This is a genomic window from Mesobacillus sp. MER 48 (assembly GCF_023714225.1).
Classification (GTDB): Bacteria; Bacillota; Bacilli; order Bacillales; family Cytobacillaceae; genus Mesobacillus; species Mesobacillus oceanisediminis_A.
On record NZ_JAMAUR010000005.1, the window covers coordinates 40063 to 60730 of the forward strand.

Here is a 20668-nt window from a genome sequence, read left to right on the forward strand (position 1 = left end):
ATATTTGGTTGATAGATTTATAGGTGTAAACAGACATGAAACAAACAAAAAGCAAAAAAACATGTTTGATTACGAGAAAAGAATTTCATTTTCAACTTCTGACGTAAGGGGGCAATCAGTATTCGTTTCCACTAAGGTGCGTTATGAATGTCCGAAGATTTTCAAACATAGGGGCGCCGGAGTTGTTTGGTGTCGAAGATCGATTGAATGAAAAAAACAAAGACAGGGAGAGGTTATCATGAAATTGACAAAATTTAAGGCAGCAGTTGGAATAGGAATGATTTCTTTAGCGTTAGCAGGTTGTGGAAATAGTGATGATAAAAGTGCTGCGTCGAATGTGAATGAAAAAGATTCTGTTGATACGATCATTGAAAAAGCGAAAACAGAAGGGGAGATCGCAAGTGTCGGGATGCCGGATACTTGGGCGAACTGGATTGACACTTGGGACCAAATTGAAGCTGAATACGGAATTACTCAATCTGATACGGACATGTCAAGTGCGGAAGAGTTGGCGAAATTCGAATCAGAGGGAAAGAATGGCACAGCAGATATTGGGGATGTAGGCATTAACTTTGGACCGCTGGCAGAAAAGAAAGGACTAACAATGCCGTACAAAACTTCCTATTGGGATGATGTCCCTGAATGGGCGAAGGATGATAACGGCGACTGGATGTTAAGTTATACAGGGACGATTGCTTTCATTACGGATAAGCAAAATGTTGATAAAGCACCAACTTCGTGGAAAGAACTTGCGAATGGAGACTATAGCATTTCCACTGGGGACGTGACAAAAGCAACCCAGGCGCAATTTGGGGTATTGGCTGCAGCACTTGCGAATGGCGGGGATGAAACAAACATCAAACCGGGCGTTGATTATTTTAAGGGAATTGCAAAAGAGGGCCGCTTGACCTCCGCTGATGTCAGTGTGGCAAATTTAGAAAAAGGCGAAATCGATGTTGCGATCGTATGGGACTTTAATGGATTGAACTATCGAGACCAAATCGATCCGGAGCGTTTTGAAGTGACGATTCCAACAGATGGTTCAGTAGTGAGCGGGTATACAACAGTGATTAACAAAAATGCTCCGCATCCGAATGCAGCGAAGTTAGCGAGAGAATACATTTTATCGGATGAAGGCCAAACCAACCTGGCAAAAGGGTATGCTCGTCCGATCCGTGATGTGGAGCTGCCGGAAGAAGTTCAGGCAAAGCTTCTGCCGGATAAGGCATATGAGAATGCCGAGCCAGTAAAAGACTACAGTGCATGGGATCAAACTGCCATGGAATTACCTCAGTTATGGCAACAAGAGGTGTTAGTCAATGCCAAATAATAAAGTAATCATGATTACGTTGGATGGCTGTCGTTACGACACTGCCATCCAGCAATTAGGATTTTTAAATCATTTCGTTGAAAAGAAACTGGCCAGCCGTTTTAAGGTGCAATCTGAAACGCCCAGTAATTCGAGGCCATTATATGAAGTATTGCTGACAGGTGTTCCCACACATGAAAATGGGATTTCTACCAATTATTCTGTCCAAAGGTCGAAAGAGCAAAGCATTTTTTCCCTGGCAAGAGAGGCGGGGATGAAGACTGGCGCGGCTGCTTACCACTGGGTAAGTGAGCTGTACAATCGGGCGCCGTACTCGATGCTCGAGGACCGGATCCAGCATGACGAAAGCCGGAATATCCAGCATGGGATCTTTTATTCGGATGATACGTATCCAGATTCACACCTTTTTCAGGATGCTCATCATATCATTTCCACCTGCGAGCCTGATTTCATGTATGTGCATTCGATGAATATTGATGATGAAGGACACAAGCATACTGGGAATTCCATTCAATACCGTCAGGCGGTCAATCGAATCGATACGATATTAGGAGTCTATCTGCCAATCTGGATGGAAATGGGTTATCAAATCCTGGTCACTTCTGATCACGGAATGGATGACTTCGGAAATCACGGCGGCACTATGCCTGAACATCGTGAGGTTCCGTTATTCCTATTTTCGGATTGTATCAGACCGCATATTGGTTCAAAAGTGGTCGAACAGCTTCAATTAGCTCCGCTTGTCTGCAACATGCTTGGGATTGAAAAAGGGCATAAGATGCAGGAACTAGACTGGGGTGTATTGGAAAGCGAGGAGGATTCAGTTGAAAAGGAAACAATCGCGTAAAACGATACTGCTATTGGTCCCGTTCTTTCTCATGACTGTGATGTTTTTAGTGATTCCCATGGCGCTCATGATTACATCAAGTTTTACGAGCGAATCCACAGGAGGCTTTACGCTAGACAATTATATAGAAGTCTTGACCAATTCCTTTTATTCACAGTCCTTTTTGAACAGCGGATTGATTTCTCTGTTCTCTGCTGTTGCCGGGCTTGTATTGGCGATTATTGTCTCTTATGCGATGACGAATCTGCCGGAAAAGGTCCAGGATAAACTGACTGTGTATATCAATGTAGCAGCAAATTTTGCCGGTGTTCCACTGGCATTCGCCTTTATCATCCTTCTTGGAAATTCAGGGGTGTTCACTCTATTTCTTAAAGATGCGAACCTCCCGCTGATCAACGGATTCAAGCTCTATTCATGGCAGGGGTTGGCGCTCACGTACCTGTATTTCCAAATTCCTCTCGGGATTCTCTTTATTTATCCTTCACTGAAAAAAATCAAAAGAGAGTGGAAGGAAGCTGCTTTCATGCTGGGAGCTTCAAGCGGGACTTACTGGCGAAAGGTTGGACTGCCTAGTATTATGCCAAGTATTGCGGGAACCTTCGTCATTATGTTTGCCAATGGGATGGGCACGTATGAAACGGCTTATGCCTTGACCGGCAGCAATATCAACCTGGTCACCATCCGGATTGCTGCACTTGTATCAGGTGATATTTATGCGCGGCCTGTGATTGGCAGTACGCTGGCTGTACTGTTTGCCGTCATCATGATGGCGATTCTGGCCCTGTCACAAATACTTCTGAAGAAAGTCAGGAGGGATCTGGCATGAAGACAAAGAAAACACATTACACCAGTTACCTGATCCTCGCCCTTTTTGGATTGTATATGCTTTTTCCGTTTGTCTCTACTTTCTTTTATGCAACATCGACAAAGTGGTCCAACACGATGCTGCCGAATGATTTCACCTTTAAATGGTTTATCCAGCTGATCGAGGATCCAAATTTCATTTCAGCTGTCGTACGGTCCTTTACCTTAACGTTCACGACATTGGCAGTGGTACTAGTTGTGATGGTGCCGACCGTATTCCTGGTGTATACGTACTTCCCAAAGGTGGATCAATTCATGAAAGGCCTGGTCCTGATGCCATATGCCATACCTGGGGTCATTTTAGCTACGGGGCTGCTCAGGATGTATTCCGGTTCCGTGATCCCGATGTATTTGGTTCTGGTAGGCGCTTTGTTTATTGGCTCCTTGCCCTTCATGTACCAGGGTGTCCGCAATAGTCTTGAGAGCATCCAAACGAAAAAATTAATCGAAGCCGCCGAAATTCTGGGAGCCAATCGATTTACATCCTTTATCAGGATCATCCTGCCAAATATCCGGCTGGGCTTGCTGATTACAACTTTATTGATCTTCTCAAGCTTTTTTGGAGAGTTTGTCCTTACGAATCTATTGATTGGCGGCCGTTATGAAACAATCCGGATTTATATGCTTAGAAGGATGAATGAGAATGGCCACCTGGCAAGTTCCGTGATGGTCGCTTATTTTATCCTGTTGATCCTGATCAGCCTGGTGATTACGTATTTAACCTCTCCGGATAGAAGAGGCCGGAAGAATTCAAACCGCAAACAAGTTCCTGGCAAAAGAGCCGACAGAATATCGCTTGCAGAACCATTAAAATCTGTGTCCATTTTAAAAATCGGAGTCAAAAAAGAAAAGAGGCAGAGAATATGAACTTTATCGCAATCGATCATTTATCTCTTAGCTATGGTGAAAACAAAGTCTTGAAAGATATCTCTCTTACGATTGAAAAAGGTGAATTGATTACATTACTTGGTCCAAGTGGATGCGGAAAGTCCACCCTGCTTCGTGTTATAGCTGGTTTGGAAACGTTCCAGGAAGGAGAAGTATATCTGGACGGAGAAGAAATCAGTGATCGGGCGCCAAAGGATCGGAATGTAGGGATGGTGTTTCAATCGTATGCGCTTTTCCCTAATATGACAGTCTATGAGAATATCGCGTTTGGCCTATCGGTTAAAAAGCTGGCGAAGTCAGTCATTAAGGAAAAAGTATTGGCTGCCTTGCAATTAGTGAATTTGGAGGATAAGGCCGATTATTATCCTGAGCAGCTATCAGGCGGACAGCAGCAGCGGATTTCGTTAGCCCGTTCCCTTGTGACCGAACCAAAAGTGTTATTATTAGATGAGCCTTTAAGTGCCCTGGATGCAAAAATCAGGAAGCAGCTGCAGATGGATATTCGAGCGCTGCAGAAGAAACTCGGAATCACGATGATTTTTGTGACACATGACCAGGAAGAAGCGATGATTTTATCAGACAGGATTTTCGTCATGAGTGAAGGGAAGATCGTTCAGCAGGAAAGCCCTTCGGAACTGTATGCCAAGCCGAAAACTAACTTTGTCGCAACCTTCATCGGAAATTACAATATTTTATCAGCTGGCGAGTTGAAACAATTGGATTCCACTTTTTCTCCGAAACTTGGAAACAACAAATATGCGATCCGCAGTGAAACGATCAGTCTCGAACCGATGATGGGCGAAAAGGCCATCCGTTTTCAAGGGAAGCTGGAACATGCGATTACATTGGGAAGTACCATTCGATGCTATTACAATACTGGTTCAGTGAAGCTGACAGTTGATCTGCTGAATCGTGACCTGGATAAGAGAGAACTGGATCAGGAGACAGAATTGTATATCCATCAGGATCACATTGTCGCGATTGAGGGATAGCAGAAATATAGATTGATAGAGGGCAGTGAAATGAATAAAAATCAGCGCCATTACTTCATTTTAGAACAATTGCAAAAGCAGGAAAAAGTGTGGGTGACAGAATTAGCGAGTTGCCTTGAAGTGACGCCGGAAACGATCCGCAGGGATTTAGCCGAACTGGAAATGAATGAAAAGGTCAGCCGGGTACACGGCGGGGCCGTAGCTTTTAGTTCAGTGGAAAAAGAGATGGTCTATGCCAAAAAGCTGTCCCTTCACCTTGAAGAAAAGAAGCAAATTGCCAGATATGCAGCAGGGTTGATTCAAGATGGCGATACAATTGGTGTGGATGTAGGCACGACTACTGTGCATATAGCAGATATGCTGGAAGATGTGCATGGACTGACAATTGTGACGAACTCTTTGAGTGCAGCCAATCGATTTAATCTGGCGATTGAGGAAGGAAGGATCACTGCGGAGGTCATCATGCTTCCGGGTGTCACGAATCCTTACCAGCTATCCGTCAAAGGAACGTACACAGTTGAATTTTTAAGAAGATTTAATTTGAATAAAAGCTTCATATCCTGCGGCGGACTGACTAAGGAGGCTGTATATGACTTTGATATCGAGGAATCACTCGTATCAGAGGTAATGATGAAGTGCAGCCGCGAAGCCATCCTCCTGACAGATTCCTCAAAACTGAATAAAAAATCCCTGTTTGAAATAGGACCGATTACCAACCTGACCAAAATTATTTGCGATCAAGAAAAGCCGGATGACTGGCATCAGAATCGATATGAATGGATCAACGTGGATCCATCATGGAGAAAGGATGGGAATCATGAAAGTAGACTATCATATCCATCTTGAAGAAGGTCCGTACTCCCTTTCTTTTGTGGACAAGACTTTAAAGGCAATGGAGCATTTTGAACCAAATGGAGAAATGTGGCATTCAAAACAATGGCTGAATGAAAGTATGGTGAGAATAAGCAGACGGTTAGCTGAAGGGGAATACTCCCAATGGTGGCTGGACCTTTACCTGCAGGAAGCTTTAAATAAAGGAATAAAAGAAGTAGGGATTGTGGATCATTTGTACCGATTCAAGGAAACAGAAGCCTACTTCAGAAAGTTCATGGATGTATCATCAAGTGAAGCAGGCAGCAAACAGGCCAAATGGCTTGACCAGGTGATGGTCAGAAGCCTCGATGAGTTTGTCAGTTTCATCAATTCCCAGAAAGAAGCATGGGCAGCAAAGGGAGTACAACTGAAACTCGGAATCGAAGCAGACTATTTTGTCGGCGGAGAAGCAGAGCTGCAGTCACTTTTAAGCGGGTATGATTTTGACTATATTATTGGATCTGTTCACTTTCATCAAGGGTGGGGATTTGATAACCCCGAGCTTCAGGATACATTCCAGGAATATGATCTAGTTCAGCTATATAAGGAACATTTTGAAACGGTGAAAAAGGCAGCACAAAGCAAGATGTTCGACTTTATTGCCCATCTTGACAATATGAAAGTATTCAATCATCGTCCAGACGAAGAATCCTTATTGGGAATGTATAAAGAAGTGGCGAGGGTCTTGGTTGAAAATGATGTTGCGACTGAAATCAACCCTGGCTTGTATTATCGATACCCGGTCAAGGAAATGTGCCCTAGCCCCCGGTTTTTGGATGTATTGGTCACAGAAGACGTAAAGTTCACGATGTCATCCGATTCACATTTTCCGAACGATCTTGGCATTTACTCGGATCAAATCAAAAGCATGCTGATGGGAAAAGGTGTCACAGAAATCGCAACGTTCGAAAAGAGACAAAGGCTGATGAGGCCGCTCTAGACATTCAATATCCGTAAAGATTGGATGGTTAAGGCTGACATAACGAAAACTTAGAGAACTTGAAAAGTCTCTTTCATAAAACATATAGAAGAAGGAGGATAGCCATTTCGCTATCCTCTAAAATTTGTCGCGGGCTCTTAACGATTTTGGTTTCCGAATGAGACCTGGGAATGATCCCAGTTTCTCTCAAGGGTCTTCACGAATCTATGCCGATATTTCGCTTTGTTGAGCAATTGTTCAATTTCTTTCAAAATGGAGTGCCGTTCATCTTGGTCGAGGGCATTCATTAATTGTAACTTTAAGTCTGTTAATTTCTCTTGTTCTTCTGCAGAAAGATTGCTTTTCATTGGTGAATCCTCCTTTAGATTAATAGGAACGATTACCAATAGAGTATAGGAAGGATATTAAGAAGATGCAGGTGAATTATTAAGAATTTTTTAAGAAGATTCAGTTATTTATTAAAAGAAAAACCCGATCTCAATGGATCAGGCTTTGCCTTCAAGGCTGAACTGATTGGTGATTTCAGATAATGACTTGGCCAGGCTATTCAGCTTCATGCCGATTTGATCAGTCGCTTCCATCTGGTCGACCTGGCCCTCGCTTGCTACTAGCATTTCTTCTACGCTTGCCAGGGTTTCCTGAGAGACGGAAAGGAAGCGGTCGGCTCCTTCAGCTAGTTGCGGAAGGGTGTTCTCAAGGTCTTTTAGATCATTTTGCATAGAATGAATCCTGCTGCTCACGGCGGATATCCCGTTCATCAGTTCGTCGAAGGAAGTTTGTGAGCTGCTTGCCATCGATAAATTTGTATTGATTTTCGTGTGAATCTCATCAAATTCTGTGGTGGCACCTACCGTAATCTTCTCCATTTTTCCGATGGCCTGGGTAATTTCCTCAGCCGTTTTTGCGGATTGTTCGGCAAGACTGCCGACTTCATTGGCAACAACAGCAAAGCCTTTTCCAGCTTCCCCAGCCCGGGCTGCTTCAATCGAGGCATTGAGCGCGAGCAGTCTTGTCTGATCAGCAATCGCCTTTACCATCCCAACAAGTTTCGTGATCGAATGCGAGTATTCTTTTACCTGGCGGACTGTGCTGGCTAATTGTTTGAAGTCTGTTTCAAAAGAGTGAATCATTGTGATTAACTCCCTCAAGTTTTTTTCGCCGCTGGCCGCGGAAGCATTCATTGTGGCCGAACTGCTCAACACACTGTCCATATTCGTTACCATTGCTTCAATCATATCCTTCATATCCGTAAAGCTTCGAACGCTTGTCTCTGAGCTGGCTGCGGTTTGTTCTGCTCCCGTTTTGACAAGATGGATGGCTGCGACGAGCTGCTGACTGCTTGCCAGCGAGCTTTGGGAAGAATCCATCAGCGAATTGCCGGTATTGCTTAACTCTTTTGTCGTTGCAGACAGTTCCGTAACCATTTTCATCATCTGCTCAATCATGCTGTTGTAGCTTTTTTGCAAAGAGTTGATTTCCGGGATTGAGGTCCGTATGACGGGAGCGCTTTGCAGATGGCCATCACGGACTTTTTTCATCGTATTCCGAAGTTCGTTCAAAGGCTTCGTCAGTTTTTTGACAAACAGACTGATCATGATTGTCGCTGCTAATAGACTTGTTATGATGACGATGATCGTAAAATAGGCCATTTCGTTAACGGGCCCCATATATGTACTGGTCGGAATCACGATCACATAAATTCCGTTGATTTCTTTCATTTCATTAAAAGCAATCGTGTAGTCGTCTCCATTGAATTCAGAGTGGATCACTCCGTTCCTGGATTTTTGGATGGATTGAATCTGGTTATCAGAAAAGGTAAATGCTGACTTTTTGCTCGCGTTGAAAGGAGCAGCTTTTCCTTCTCGAATATAAAAGAAATCTGAAACCATTCCATCATCCTTAAGAGTTTTCTGCTGTAAGCGGACATTGGCCTCAAGCTGTTGCTTGAAATATTCTTCGTCACTTACATACACAAACTTCAAATTCTCGGCTATGTAGCCGATTAATTGCGCTTCTCTTCCAAGGCGGTGCTCGACCGTCTCAATAGCCATATCCCTTGCTTTCACATAGGAACTGACACCCACGGTGATGACCGAAACCATCAGCAGGGAGAGGAATAAGAATAGAAGACGCGTGCCCAGGGTGAAAGATGAAAGCCTTGTGGTAAACTTCAAAATCATTACCTCCAATTATGATACTATCGACCTATTAAATTTAGTATACCGACAGATTGTAAATTGAATGTTAAGGTTTTGTAAGGTTAATTTTTCTATTTTTGGAAGGGAATAATTCTTAATGAATTTATGGCATTATGAGGACAAATCCAGTGGTTTTTAGGCGATGGAAAGTAGAAATGATGAGTTTTCGTAAGTTTTTCGCAAGATTCCAATAATTATTGTGATTAAGCTTTCGTTCTATACTTAGTGTGTTATGATAGGGGCAATGGTTGGTATAATAGACAACCATTATAATTACATTCAGTTTCATCCCCTAAACATTTACATAAAATTTTACGATGAGTCATCACAAATAATCTAACTCCCGTTGCTACGATTTGGGCAGGAGCGCTTTTTAATAGAAAAGCAGAGGGAGTGATATACGATGAATGATGTAAAAACAGTAATGGAACTGACGGACTATTCTCTTTTGGATGGTGTTTCGACAGGGATTTTGATTATTAATTCCCAACAGGAAATTATGTTTCTAAATAAGAGTTTAAGTGAAAAGCTTCATATAAAGCCAAGTATGCTAATCGGAAAAAACACATTAAGTCCATTTTTACAGATTCTTTCAGAAGATGAAGACGGTATGATGGATCAATTTTTATTTGATCAGGAGCTTTGTGAAACTCATTTGTTTCAATGCAGGATCCACAATGAAGAGACCATCAGGTTGTTTGAATTAAGCAAGAGTGTCGTTTGTGATACTCAGGGAGATTGGAAATATTCAATCATCACCATTTCAGATATGACGGCCACTTTAATGGACGAACCTCATTATAGAGAGGCTGAACACCGATTCGATACATTGATTCAAGCCATGGATGAGCTGATTTTCACAGTCAATACAGATCATATCTATACTGGTTTGTATGGGAAGTGGATGGATCGTCATCATCCGGAAGGAAATAGAATTATCGGGAAACGAGTAGAAGATGTAGTGAGATTTACACCTGACTCCAAGCACAAAGCTGCCATGGATGCTGCTTTTAATGGTTCTTCCTATATTTATGAATGCGAGATGGAGATCAATGGCAAGTCAGTCGACTTTCACGTTTCTGTTTCTCCTATTAGAAATGATGACGGTACCATTCTCTCCATTCTTGGGGTTGCAAGGGATATCACGGCCGAGAACACCCTTAAAAAGGATCTGAAGGCAAGCCAGGATCTTTATCAGAAGCTGATTGAGCACTCTCCTGAAATGATTTTTGTCCAGCAGAATGAAAAAGTGGAATACATGAATCCCGCAGGCGTGAAATTGCTGAAAGGAGATTCAGCCTATGATTTTATTGGCAAATCTATTTATGACTTCATTCACCATGAATATCATGGAATAGTCAAACAGCGGATTGCTCAGCTTCATGTAAATAGAAATATTGGCGTTTTGGAAGAAAAGTTCATTTGCCTTGATGGTACGATCCTATTTTTGGAGGTTCATGCGACACAAATCTCTATGAATAATCAAACAGGCTCACTAGTATTTGCAAGAGATGTTTCATTAAGAAGGGAAGCAATCCAATCGTTCGTTCAAAGTGAGGAAAAGTTCAGGCAGCTCGCAGAAAATATAAGCGATATTTTCTGGATCAAAGACATTACATCAGAGTGTTTTACCTACATCAGTCCTGGTTTTGAGAAATTAATCGGGATCTCCCCACAAACTATCTCACATCATGATTTGTCACCCTTGGAGTCTTATAAAATCGAACAAGATAATATTGATAGTGCCGATGAAAACGGGAAGATGGTCTCTTATAATATTAAACTTCCAAATGGAGAGCGCCGCTGGATTAAGGAAAGAGTCTTTTATGTCAGGAATACTGACAGCCACATGACAAGGATTGCTGGCGTTGCAGAGGACATCACATATTTAAAAGAAAGAGAAGAGCTATTGCAAAAGCAAAAAAAGCTGTTGATGCTGCAAAATCTTGCAGCCGGTATCGCCCATGAGGTGCGGAACCCGCTTACAAGTATTAAAGGGTTCCTGCAATTGATGAATGATCGGATCCCTGATCACTATTATCAATTGATGGAATTAGAGATTCTTAATATTGAAAAGTTTATTGAGCAAATTTTGCAGCTAGGGAAGAATGGGAATTCACAGCTTAATCCAGTCGTAATAGTTGATTTGCTGGAGGAAGCTGTCTATAAAAATCGGGATACAGAATCCCGGCTAAGCCTCAATGCAACGGGATTGACACGAGAGACGAAGCTGCTTGGCAACGAACAGCAGATGATCGATATATTGAATAACTTGATTGAAAACGCAATGGATTCAATCGAAAACCTTCCTTTCGCCAAAGTAGCAGTGGAAGCAGTCACCGAAAGTGACTGCGTCAAGATACATATCAAAGATAACGGAAAAGGAATCAGTCCCGAAAGACTGAAAACACTCGGCGAACCCCACTTTGCCAATCATGAAAAAGGAATCGGGCTTGGATGGATGATTTGCAAGAAATTAATCGAAGTCCACAAAGGACAGCTGACCATTCAAAGCAAACTCAACGAAGGTACAACCGTGACAATCACATTGCCAATTTTATAGAGGGTTGTAGAAGCACAAGGACGATTTTGTGCTTCTTTTTTATGGAATGGAGGCAAAAAAGCAATTGGTACAAATAACCAAATATTTATCCTAATCAGCTTATATGTTACCCTTAAATAGACAATACCTTTTTAGGGAGTGAGAAACCATGAGCGAACAAACACAAGTTGATTTTCTTCAAAAAATATCTGATAAGATTCTTTTAGAGAAACAACGGCTCATTAAACACAAAACTCAGCTGAATTCCCACCAAACATCAACCAGAATTGACTCCCAGCTACAAGAGTGGCGTGAGAATATCGTTGACATATATGCACTTTCTGTTGCGAGTGATTTAGAAACTACATTCGAAGTATTAAAGGAATGGGGGCGGGAAGCAGTAGATACGTTAGTGAACTACAACCTTCCGCTGGAGATTGCTCTCGATGAAGTCAGAGACTATAGAAACCTTATAGGACACATAATCAAGGATGAAGCGATTGAGCTTAATTTGCCAATAGCCGACTTTTATGAATTATTATCTGACTTTGATGCCGTAGTTGACCGCGCTGTACATTGGTTAAGCATATCCTACACACGAATGTTCTACACTCGAATCAATGTAGCAGAAGCCTCTGCGCTGGAATTGTCCATTCCAGTCATTAAAATTTCAGATAAGATTGGCGTACTCCCTATAATAGGGGATATAGATACCCAGAGAGCTCAAGAATTGATGAACAAAGCTCTGATGAAAAGCAGTGAATATTCATTGGAACATTTAATCATTGACCTCTCGGGTGTGCCGATTATTGATACCATGGTTGCTGACAGGATCTTCAAAGTAGTAAGAGCATTGTCACTGTTAGGGATAAATACAATACTCTCTGGTATTCGCCCAGAGATCGCGCAAACCATGGTTAATTTAGGCGTTAATGTTTCGGACATCCCGGTAACCTCGGACTTGCATATGGCTATGGAGAGGTTATTGAAAGTAAAGATTGCTTAAGTTTAAAAATAGGCTCTCCTTGATCATTAATGATTAGGAGGGCTTTTGTTTTGGGGATTTGAGGCCACATTAGGGTGTATTTAGGGGGTAAAGATACCCTTTGGGAAGGGTTCGTGGTCACATAAGGGTATCTTTCAGGGATAGAGATACCCTTTGGGAGGGATTTGAGGTCACATAAGGGTACCTTTCAGGGATAAAGATACCCTTTGGAAGCGGTATGAGATCACATAAGGGTATCATTCGGGGGTAAAGGTACCCTTTGAGGTGAGTTTGTGGCCACATAAGGGTATCATTCGGGGGTAAAGATACCCTTTGGGAGGGGTTCGTGGTCACATAAGGGTACCTTTCGGCAATAAAGATACCCTTTGATGAGGCTTAGAGTTTACATAAGGATATCTTTCGGTAATGGGCACGCATCCGGCTTCTCATAATTCCGCATGTACTGGTTGTTTTGTAAATTGTAATAGAGAAGACAGAGACCAACCGTAAAGTGGAGAACAGACTCTTTATAAAGCCCCCAACTTAGTGGCAGAAAGTGCACCGGCTTTATTGGCAAACTCAGTATATTCCCGTAATTCAGCTTCGTTTTTAGGGATACCATTGTCATGGAATCGGGATAGAAGGGCAGCCATGAACGCGTCACCGGCACCTGTTGTGTCAATCGCTTTTACCGGAATTCCAGGGACATGTACGATTCTATCTTTATGTATGGCGTATGCGCCGTCCTTTCCTTTCGTGACAAATAGGAAAGGGATCTCCAATTTTGCAATGTGTTCTAACCCAATTTCAAGAGTGTCTGTTTCAGTTAAAAATTGCAATTCATCTTCCGTCATTTTTACGATATCGGCTTTTTGAACAAAGGAAAGAATCGTTTCTCTGCACTGGCTCTCACTTTCCCATCGCTTCAGCCGGATATTGGTATCGAATGCTATTTTCAAATTCTCTTCTCTGGCATAGCGGATAGCCTGTTCCGTTGTTTTTCTGGCAATAGGGTGAAAAAGAGTGCCAGATCCAAAGTAAAATAGCTTACTTTTTTGAAAAGGGGCGTTATCAATCTCCCCTGCAGTGATCCACTCATCAGGCGTTTCGTTTACATACGAGTGGAAATAACGTTCCCCCAGTTCGTTTAAGTAGATATAAACTGAGCAGATTTCTTTAATCGAATCATAAGAACAAAAAGAAAAATCGACCTTTTCCTTCGTTAATTCGCCCTCAACAAATTTACTGCTTTCATCCCTTCCCAATTTGCATAAATAATACGATGGAATGCCATGTCTGCTAACCCCGACAGCCACATTAACAGTGGCTCCCCCTAATAATCGCTGAAACGTTGTATTAGAGTTATCCGTTGCGATCAAATCAACGATTACTTCGCCTAGTGATATAATCCCGTGCTTTTTCAAAGTGCTGCTCCTTCCGTTCGTAAAAGATTTACGAATAGTTTACCAGCTAATTAAGATGCTTGGGAAGCGTGTGAGACATAGGGGACTGAGAACCGTCCGGGTGTCCCGGCGGAAACCGTCTCTGTGACCTATCCACAAGTCCTATCCTCCATAGTTTCTTAGTAGTATTTTCATGACCTATAGTATGTATTTTGCCCTTGCATGAGAGGTAAAACAGAGGAGACTCACGTATTCTTTCCTTGAAACAAGATTTTTCGAGGAGGGTTATGTATAGATGAAAAAACGGAAGCTCGTGACGGCTGTATGTTCGACACTGCTGGCTGGCCAGGTTTTGTTAACAAGCGGTATCCATGCTGATGAGGTAAAAGGCCCTGTGACCGCAGAGGGAATCCAAGAGGATCATGAGTCCCATCTGTATGATGTCCGAAATGTGGTAAACAGCGTTCTGCCGAACCAGGATCAGCTTGATGCGGCTAACAAACTGATTCAATCAATCGGTTCCGGAACGAAGATTAAGTGGAACAACCTGTTTGGCACTCCATCAACCGTTATTAAAGAAAAGGGATATTTAACAGCTCCTTCTAATGAGAGCGCTGAGACGATTGCACGCAACTGGTTAAAGGAAAATGCGGCGCTATATGGTCTTCAGCCCTCGGACATTGACTCCTTTGTGGTAAGCAAAAATTTCGAAATGCCAGGAACTGGGCTGCGTCCCGTAACCCTCCAGCAAACATTTGATGGCATTGAGTCAATGTACGGAGGACGTGTGATCATCGCCGTCAATAAAGATGGTCAAATCCTTTCCGCAGCAGGGAATCTAAGCCGTAAAACAGGCCTGATTGCAGACTTCCAGCTTTCAGAAGCAGATGCGTTAAAGAAAGCTGTGGATTTGAAGTTGCCAGGCGTAAGTTTTGTTTCAAAGCTGTTGCGTACGGAAAACGGCTGGGCCGTTTTTGATGGAGGAGAGGTACTGCCGGCTGAGCAGCGTGTGAAGAAGGCAACCTTTATAACGGAGGATGGTGTCCGGCCAGCGTTTCGGGTGCTTTTCATCAAGGAGCTGAATGAAGGCTTTGAGATGGTGATCGATGCCGCGAACGGCAAACTTTTATATCAGCGTTCCCTCGTTGATTATCTACTAGAAACAGAGGGGCTGATTTTTGAGAACTATCCTGGTGCAACAGCTGGCGGAACACAGGTTGCAAAGTCATTTAAAGGAGATCCAAAGGCGTCCCCAAAAGGATGGCTGATTCCGGGCACAAGCCTGGGATTGACGACATTCGGAAACAACGCCAACTCGTATGCGAATTGGAGCAACTTTTTAGTTCCGGCAGATCAAGCTGTCCGTCCACTTGCATTAGACGGCGATTTTAGCTTCATATTTAAAAACGCCTGGCAAAAGACAAACGGGCAAACGACACCTCCATCCTATGCCGAGGACTTAAACAGTGCAGCGACGAACTTGTTTTACCATCATAATCTGTTCCACGACTATTTCTACAACCTGGGATGGACAGAAGCAGCTGGCAACCTGCAGCTTTCCAACTACGGAAAAGGCGGAGTAGATGGCGATGCAGTCTTGGGCCTTGTTCAGGCAGGAGCGCTGTCAGGCGGGGAGCCAACATATACGGGCCGGGATAATGCCTACATGCTGACGCTGCCGGATGGAATTCCGGCATGGAGCGGAATGTTCCTTTGGGAACCGATACCAGGTTCATTCGAAGGACAATATGCAGATGGCGATTTTGATGCCGGAATCATTTATCATGAATATGCCCATGCGTTGACGAATCGTTTCGTTGCCGGCGGGGAAGCACTCGGCAGCCATCAGTCAGGTTCGATGGGCGAAGGCTGGGGCGACTTCTTTGGAATGCACTATCTAGTGAAAAAAGGATTGCAGGAAAAGCCAATTGTTGGAGCATATGTGACAGGGAATGCAGAACGAGGCATCCGCAGTTATGCACTTGATGAGGCTCCATACAATTATGGGGATGTTGGCTATGATGTCGGCGGACCAGAGGTTCACTCAGACGGCGATATTTGGGCATCTATTTTATGGCATGTAAGAGATACATTGATTGATAGACTAGGGAAAACAGAAGCAGAATCAGTCATCGAGCATCTTGTCATGGATGCGATGCCAATCTCCGTTCCTGACCCATCAATGGAAGACATGAGAACCGCCATCATCGCAGCAGATTTTGAACGCTATGATGGAAAGCACTATGAAGCTCTATGGACCGCATTCGCACAACGGGGCTTAGGGGCCAATGCATTATCCAAGGGCGGTGATGATACGGATCCAGTTCCTGGCTTCAACCATCCAGATGGACAGCGAAATGGACAGTTAATTGGTAAGGTCGTTAACGCTGCTACGAATAAACCGATCAAGGATGCACGAATCATCATCGGTGAATTCGAGGCAAGAACAAGCCCAATTGCGGTATCCGGGCAAAAGGGTGACTTTGGGGCATATATAACAGAAGGAACCTACGATATTACGATTCAGGCACAAGGCTTCGGATCCAGGACCATCCGTGATGTAGCCATCAAGGCAGGGGAAAAGAACCGATTAACGTTCACAATTGGGCCAAACGTCGCCTCATCCTTTAACGGGGCATCGATTTCCAATGTATCCGGATCATCGGACAGCAACCCGGTTAAGTTTGCGATTGACGACACGGAAGCCAGTGTGTTTGCCTCAAATACGCAAGAAAATGGGTTCCTGGGCGCGGACTTCATCGTTGACCTTGCGGGAGATGAGCCAGTGGAAATTTCTCATGTTCAAGTGAGTGCCATGAAGGATATCTCAGGTTCACGATTTGCCACATTGAAAAACTTCAGCCTGCAGACGTCAATTGACGGTGAAAACTTCACAACCGTCTGGAAAGGTAAGTTTGAAGCCGGGAAGCCAAGACCAACGGTAGCGGACCTTCACTACCAGGGAATCGATCTCCCTCAGCCAGTAGAGGCAAAATACCTTAAATTTGTCGCACATGATGCGCAGGACAATGCAAAAGGCTTCGTTCAAGTGGCTGAAGTGCAAGCCTTCTCTGAGCAGAAATCAAAGATTGAACCGCTTAAACTAGAACCAGAAGCACCGTTTGCAGCCGAAGGCACGGTTCAGGCAGGGAATGCAGGAACAGGAATCGGAAGTCTGGCAGGTGTACCAGCGACTCTCGCCGTTACAGAGAATGAGTTCGTGACAACGCAAAACCCAGAGCCGGCATCCCAGGGGGCAGATGGATATGTTGTGACCCTTCCAGAGCAATATGGGGATGGCATCCATAACTTCACACTAAAAGGAAGCAATGACGGGTCATATGACTATGATGTCTATTTCTATAATAAAAACTTTGAGCTAATTGGAAGTGTGGCCACATCTGGAGCTGACGAAACAGGGGTCATCCCGGGCGGCACACGCTATGTGTATGTCGGATTATATTCGGGAGCAAATGTACCGTTTACTTTTACAGCTGCTAGTCCTTATTAGGGATTATGATAAAAGAAATAACAACCGGAATAGCATGTTAAATCGCATAGGATTTAGCATGCTGTTTTTTTGCCGGCTGTTATATTGCATAGAATCTAAAGGGTTTGGTAAACCCGCTAGTTGAGGAGAAACTTTTTAAAAGATTTATCCAATTTTCTCCGCTAATTCTAAAATAATTCCCTCTGGACCCCGAACGTAGCATAGCTTATAACTTTCTTCATATTGCTGGATCTCACTAAAGATTTCAGTGCCCCTATTTTTCAATTTGGCAACAATGGCTTCAATATCTTCAACAGAGAAGCAAATATGTTGGATACCTAGCGTATTAGCAGAAGGTTGCTGAATCCCTTTTTCATCGGATGGTGTATGAAATTTGACTAACTCTATCCATGCCTGACCATCTGGCATCCCAAGTCCTACACATGTCGTTTTAACATCATTTAGCCCAACTATTCTGTCCAACTGTTCTCCGGCCATTTCCCATTCCGCCTGCACTTCAAGTCCTAAATCAATAAAAAACGCTTTAGCCTCTGAAAGATTATTCACATTTATACTTACATGATCGATTCTTTTTATCTTCATATCTTACACCTCTTCTATTCCTGATATTTTTAAACCCAGTATGCGTGTTAGGACTATTTGAAATTCTAATTCGCTTAAAAAAGGAATTCTCCTTCAACAAACCAGGCCTGAAGGATGTCGATACATAAGATGCTGATCCTTCCCGGGTAAAACCATCTGAACTTTCAAAAGATTTATATTCATTTAATAATACGGTTTATATATAATACAGTGTAAGAATTACATATTATCGTTAACCAAAAGGGGGGAGTTATATGGAAAACTTTTATCTGTTTGTCCTCATGTGTATTTTTCTCATTATTTTACCTGGTCCCGATACTGCCATTGCGACAAAAAATACAGTTGCCATTGGGAGAATCGGAGGATTTAAAACAGTTTTAGGCACTTGTTGCGCCCTTATGATCCACACTTCTGCTGCTGTATTAGGCCTTTCGGCAATCATTGTAAAATCAGCGTTATTATTTTCTATCTTCAAATTCGCAGGTGCAGTTTACTTAATTTATCTTGGTGTCAGAACCTTATGGTCTTTGAGAAAAAAAGAGGAGGCAGCCACCGCTGAAGTGATCACTAAAACCCACCCTGAAAACGCATCCTGTTTTAAACAAGGTTTCCTTACCAATATTCTAAATCCCAAAGTGGCTGTCTTTTTCTTAACCTTTTTGCCTCAGTTCGTGGAACCTGGAAGTAATACCTTTATTCCGTTCCTTATGATGGGCATCACTTATACTGTATTGACTGCGGTTTGGTTTGTGCTTTATGTCTTCTTAATCAATCAAATTAGCGCTTTTATGAAAAAACCTAAAACACAAAATATTATTGAAAGAATCACAGGTGCAATACTGATAGGTTTTGGGATAAAACTGGCTCTAGAAAAGGCACATAATTAAGGTGGGTAAGCCCTTTGATTTTAACGATATCAAGGGGTTTTTTTGTTGGGTAACTAAAATCCGAAAGACTGAAAATGACCTCTCGCTATTTAATGAATTTAAATTACAACTTCCTCAATAATTGAATTTCCCTCAGTTTGTTCTGCATCTAGCCATTTCCATTTCTCAAACAGCCTGATTCGACCGTTAGACAGGATTTCAGGAGTTGATACACATTCTCCTCCTCTAATTTCATTACTTCTATTAATGTGGTTATACCTGAACGCTAAACATCCATCTTCTTTAACAATACCAATTAGTAAGCCTTTGACAATTTCTCCTCCACTGTACGTTGCTGAGATAATATTCCCTTCTTGCTTATATCTAAAGGTTGTTTTTGAAGACACTTCCCCGTTAGCAGTATTATCAATTGATACAAAAGTACGATTGTTATAATTAATCATATTTTTTCTCCCCTTAATGTTTCTATCCTGGTTACGACCAAGAAGAATACAGAAATTGAAATGACTTCATATGTGATGAGTTCCATATATACATCATAAATGGCAAATCCCACATAACACAATGCAGTCGTTTAATCTCTTTTCGGTAGCGGACCTGAAACCTCCATTAGCAACAGAGGATAAAAGTCCCGAAGTTATATAGAAGAATACAAATCTTAGTTTTCTATAGTGTTAATATGGTATAGTTAAATTAGTAACAGGTCCTATAAGTTAGTTGTAAAAAGTTTTCAGGATTGGATTTCGGTTTATTAAACAAACTTTATTCGTCATGGAGGGTGTACTTTGCTAACTAACCATTTAGATTTCAGACTTGAACCAAAGGTCAGAGAATTATATGAAGAACATAAGAAGAGGGCGGAGAAGATAGACTGGGGCTATCACGAATTCCTGCCATGGGATAAGGCTCAGGATTTCAGGCGTGTTCCTTGGGACGAAAGCCAGGTGACCCTGCCTGCATCCGTAATTACGGCCGTTGAAACAGCACTCTTAACGGAAGTGAATCTGCCATGGTTCACCTCTTATCTGGACCAGACCTTCAAAGGATCATTAACGGTCATCAAGGATTTCGTCCATACCTGGACAGCTGAAGAGGATCAGCATTCAAACCTGCTGGAAACCTATCTATTAATCACGCGGAATGTCAATCCGGACAGGCTTCACCAGTTGCACAAGCAAACCGTTGAAAATGGCTGGAACCCTGACTTCCATACGCCATTTGAGACGATGGTTTATACCTCTCTGCAGGAGCTGGCCACCATGGTCTTTTATAATAATGTGGCAAAGGTAGCGGGGCCGCACGATCGGGATTTGTCCAGCCTGCTGCGGCGCCTGGCAAAGGACGAGACCTTGCATTACGCCTTTTACCGTGATGTCATAAAATATCATCTGCAATTGGAGCCTAATTACTGCTACTACCTGGGGAATGTCATCATGAATTTCAAAATGCCAGGTGCCGTCATGCCTGACTTTGAAGACCGGATGTCCATCATTGCCAAGGAAGCCAATTACGGTCCGCTGGAGTATTTTGATCAGGTACTTGATGTGATTGTAGACTACTGGGAAATTGAGAAATTGCGGCCGATTGCACCGGAGGCTGAAAAAGCCAGGCTTGATATCCTGAGGTATCATGCCCGTTTAAAAAGGGTAAGGGACAGGTTTTATAAAACAAAATGATTAGTTGAAACCAGCGGGGGATTCTGCTGGTTTTTTTGTTGATTAACTATGTGATAAGAGAACGGTTCCGGGGATTCAAAGTCTCATAAGGGCGCCTTTCGCGTAAAAGATACCCTTATGTACGGTGTTGCGGCTTCATAAGGGCATCAT

17 protein-coding genes are annotated in these 20668 nt (G+C 42.8%); 12 read left to right on the forward strand and 5 right to left on the reverse strand.

Annotation, left to right across the window (positions count from 1 at the left end):
- Positions 1 to 238 precede the first annotated feature (238 nt).
- The 7 genes from M3593_RS16930 to M3593_RS16960 are packed head-to-tail and all read left to right on the forward strand — an operon-like array spanning position 239 to position 6734.
- Positions 239 to 1330, forward strand: coding sequence for an ABC transporter substrate-binding protein (locus M3593_RS16930; RefSeq protein ID WP_251543631.1), 1092 nt, complete (start codon positions 239 to 241; stop codon positions 1328 to 1330).
- Entirely contained in the window at positions 1320 to 2177 is an 858-nt protein-coding gene (locus tag M3593_RS16935) for an alkaline phosphatase family protein (RefSeq protein ID WP_144475508.1), read from the forward strand. Before M3593_RS16930 ends, M3593_RS16935 begins: the two co-directional genes overlap by 11 nt.
- Positions 2155 to 3003, forward strand: coding sequence for an ABC transporter permease (locus M3593_RS16940; RefSeq protein ID WP_251543629.1), 849 nt, complete (start codon positions 2155 to 2157; stop codon positions 3001 to 3003). Before M3593_RS16935 ends, M3593_RS16940 begins: the two co-directional genes overlap by 23 nt.
- A complete protein-coding gene (locus M3593_RS16945; RefSeq protein WP_251543627.1) occupies positions 3000 to 3908 on the forward strand; it encodes an ABC transporter permease in 909 nt (302 codons plus the stop codon). The genes M3593_RS16940 and M3593_RS16945 overlap by 4 nt, the downstream gene beginning before the upstream one ends.
- Positions 3905 to 4921 carry an ABC transporter ATP-binding protein gene (locus tag M3593_RS16950; RefSeq protein WP_353056106.1) on the forward strand — a complete coding sequence of 339 codons (1017 nt, stop codon included), beginning with the start codon at positions 3905 to 3907 and terminating at the stop codon, positions 4919 to 4921. Before M3593_RS16945 ends, M3593_RS16950 begins: the two co-directional genes overlap by 4 nt.
- 30 nt (positions 4922 to 4951) lie before the next feature.
- Positions 4952 to 5767, forward strand: a complete 816-nt coding sequence (locus M3593_RS16955) for a DeoR/GlpR family DNA-binding transcription regulator (protein WP_251543625.1) — start codon at positions 4952 to 4954, stop codon at positions 5765 to 5767.
- Complete coding sequence (locus M3593_RS16960; protein WP_251543624.1) at positions 5739 to 6734, forward strand: histidinol phosphate phosphatase domain-containing protein; 996 nt, start codon at positions 5739 to 5741, stop codon at positions 6732 to 6734. The genes M3593_RS16955 and M3593_RS16960 overlap by 29 nt, the downstream gene beginning before the upstream one ends.
- A gap of 137 nt (positions 6735 to 6871) precedes the next feature.
- On the opposite strand, the gene M3593_RS16965 is transcribed toward M3593_RS16960, so the two are convergent.
- Together M3593_RS16965 and M3593_RS16970 are read right to left on the reverse strand one after the other, a co-directional pair.
- A complete protein-coding gene (locus tag M3593_RS16965; protein WP_144475503.1) occupies positions 6872 to 7081 on the reverse strand; it encodes a hypothetical protein in 210 nt (69 codons plus the stop codon).
- Positions 7082 to 7219: 138 nt separating this feature from the next.
- Positions 7220 to 8914, reverse strand: a complete 1695-nt coding sequence (locus tag M3593_RS16970) for a methyl-accepting chemotaxis protein (protein ID WP_483308924.1) — start codon at positions 8912 to 8914, stop codon at positions 7220 to 7222.
- 421 nt (positions 8915 to 9335) lie between these two features.
- Here M3593_RS16970 and M3593_RS16975 point away from each other — a divergent pair, with 421 nt between their 5' ends.
- Both M3593_RS16975 and M3593_RS16980 read left to right on the forward strand, forming a co-directional pair.
- Positions 9336 to 11495, forward strand: coding sequence for a PAS domain-containing sensor histidine kinase (locus M3593_RS16975; protein WP_251543620.1), 2160 nt, complete (start codon positions 9336 to 9338; stop codon positions 11493 to 11495).
- Positions 11496 to 11643: 148 nt separating this feature from the next.
- Complete coding sequence (locus tag M3593_RS16980) at positions 11644 to 12480, forward strand: STAS domain-containing protein (RefSeq protein WP_144475500.1); 837 nt, start codon at positions 11644 to 11646, stop codon at positions 12478 to 12480.
- 506 nt (positions 12481 to 12986) lie between these two features.
- Here M3593_RS16980 and M3593_RS16985 read toward each other — a convergent pair.
- The gene (locus tag M3593_RS16985) at positions 12987 to 13883 is read right to left on the reverse strand and encodes a carbohydrate kinase family protein (RefSeq protein ID WP_251543618.1); all 897 of its coding nucleotides are present in this window, start codon (positions 13881 to 13883) and stop codon (positions 12987 to 12989) included.
- A gap of 274 nt (positions 13884 to 14157) precedes the next feature.
- Between M3593_RS16985 and M3593_RS16990 the strand changes: the two genes are divergently transcribed.
- Positions 14158 to 17373 carry a M36 family metallopeptidase gene (locus M3593_RS16990; protein ID WP_251543616.1) on the forward strand — a complete coding sequence of 1072 codons (3216 nt, stop codon included), beginning with the start codon at positions 14158 to 14160 and terminating at the stop codon, positions 17371 to 17373.
- 144 nt (positions 17374 to 17517) lie between these two features.
- Here M3593_RS16990 and M3593_RS16995 read toward each other — a convergent pair whose 3' ends face one another.
- Positions 17518 to 17955, reverse strand: a complete 438-nt coding sequence (locus M3593_RS16995) for a VOC family protein (protein ID WP_251543614.1) — start codon at positions 17953 to 17955, stop codon at positions 17518 to 17520.
- 254 nt (positions 17956 to 18209) lie between these two features.
- Between M3593_RS16995 and M3593_RS17000 the strand changes: the two genes are divergently transcribed.
- On the forward strand, positions 18210 to 18842 hold the full coding sequence (locus tag M3593_RS17000; RefSeq protein WP_251543613.1) for a LysE family translocator: 633 nt from the start codon (positions 18210 to 18212) through the stop codon (positions 18840 to 18842).
- Between the two features lie 98 nt (positions 18843 to 18940).
- Here the strand turns inward: M3593_RS17000 and M3593_RS17005 are convergent, their stop codons facing one another.
- The gene (locus tag M3593_RS17005; protein WP_251543612.1) at positions 18941 to 19285 is read right to left on the reverse strand and encodes an avidin-fold protein; all 345 of its coding nucleotides are present in this window, start codon (positions 19283 to 19285) and stop codon (positions 18941 to 18943) included.
- Between the two features lie 342 nt (positions 19286 to 19627).
- On the opposite strand from M3593_RS17005, the gene M3593_RS17010 reads away from it, so the two are divergent.
- Entirely contained in the window at positions 19628 to 20518 is an 891-nt protein-coding gene (locus M3593_RS17010; protein ID WP_144475495.1) for an acyl-ACP desaturase, read from the forward strand.
- Positions 20519 to 20668 lie beyond the last annotated feature (150 nt).

Coding starts and splice junctions, on each gene's coding strand:
- M3593_RS16930 (WP_251543631.1), top strand. CDS start 239: ATGAAATTGACAAAATTTAAGGCAGCAGTTGGAATAGGAATGATTTCT.
- M3593_RS16935 (WP_144475508.1), top strand. CDS start 1,320: ATGCCAAATAATAAAGTAATCATGATTACGTTGGATGGCTGTCGTTAC.
- M3593_RS16945 (WP_251543627.1), top strand. CDS start 3,000: ATGAAGACAAAGAAAACACATTACACCAGTTACCTGATCCTCGCCCTT.
- M3593_RS16950 (WP_353056106.1), top strand. CDS start 3,905: ATGAACTTTATCGCAATCGATCATTTATCTCTTAGCTATGGTGAAAAC.
- M3593_RS16955 (WP_251543625.1), top strand. CDS start 4,952: ATGAATAAAAATCAGCGCCATTACTTCATTTTAGAACAATTGCAAAAG.
- M3593_RS16960 (WP_251543624.1), top strand. CDS start 5,739: ATGAAAGTAGACTATCATATCCATCTTGAAGAAGGTCCGTACTCCCTT.
- M3593_RS16965 (WP_144475503.1), bottom strand. CDS start 7,081: ATGAAAAGCAATCTTTCTGCAGAAGAACAAGAGAAATTAACAGACTTA.
- M3593_RS16970 (WP_483308924.1), bottom strand. CDS start 8,914: ATGATTTTGAAGTTTACCACAAGGCTTTCATCTTTCACCCTGGGCACG.
- M3593_RS16975 (WP_251543620.1), top strand. CDS start 9,336: ATGAATGATGTAAAAACAGTAATGGAACTGACGGACTATTCTCTTTTG.
- M3593_RS16980 (WP_144475500.1), top strand. CDS start 11,644: ATGAGCGAACAAACACAAGTTGATTTTCTTCAAAAAATATCTGATAAG.
- M3593_RS16990 (WP_251543616.1), top strand. CDS start 14,158: ATGAAAAAACGGAAGCTCGTGACGGCTGTATGTTCGACACTGCTGGCT.
- M3593_RS16995 (WP_251543614.1), bottom strand. CDS start 17,955: ATGAAGATAAAAAGAATCGATCATGTAAGTATAAATGTGAATAATCTT.
- M3593_RS17000 (WP_251543613.1), top strand. CDS start 18,210: ATGGAAAACTTTTATCTGTTTGTCCTCATGTGTATTTTTCTCATTATT.
- M3593_RS17005 (WP_251543612.1), bottom strand. CDS start 19,285: ATGATTAATTATAACAATCGTACTTTTGTATCAATTGATAATACTGCT.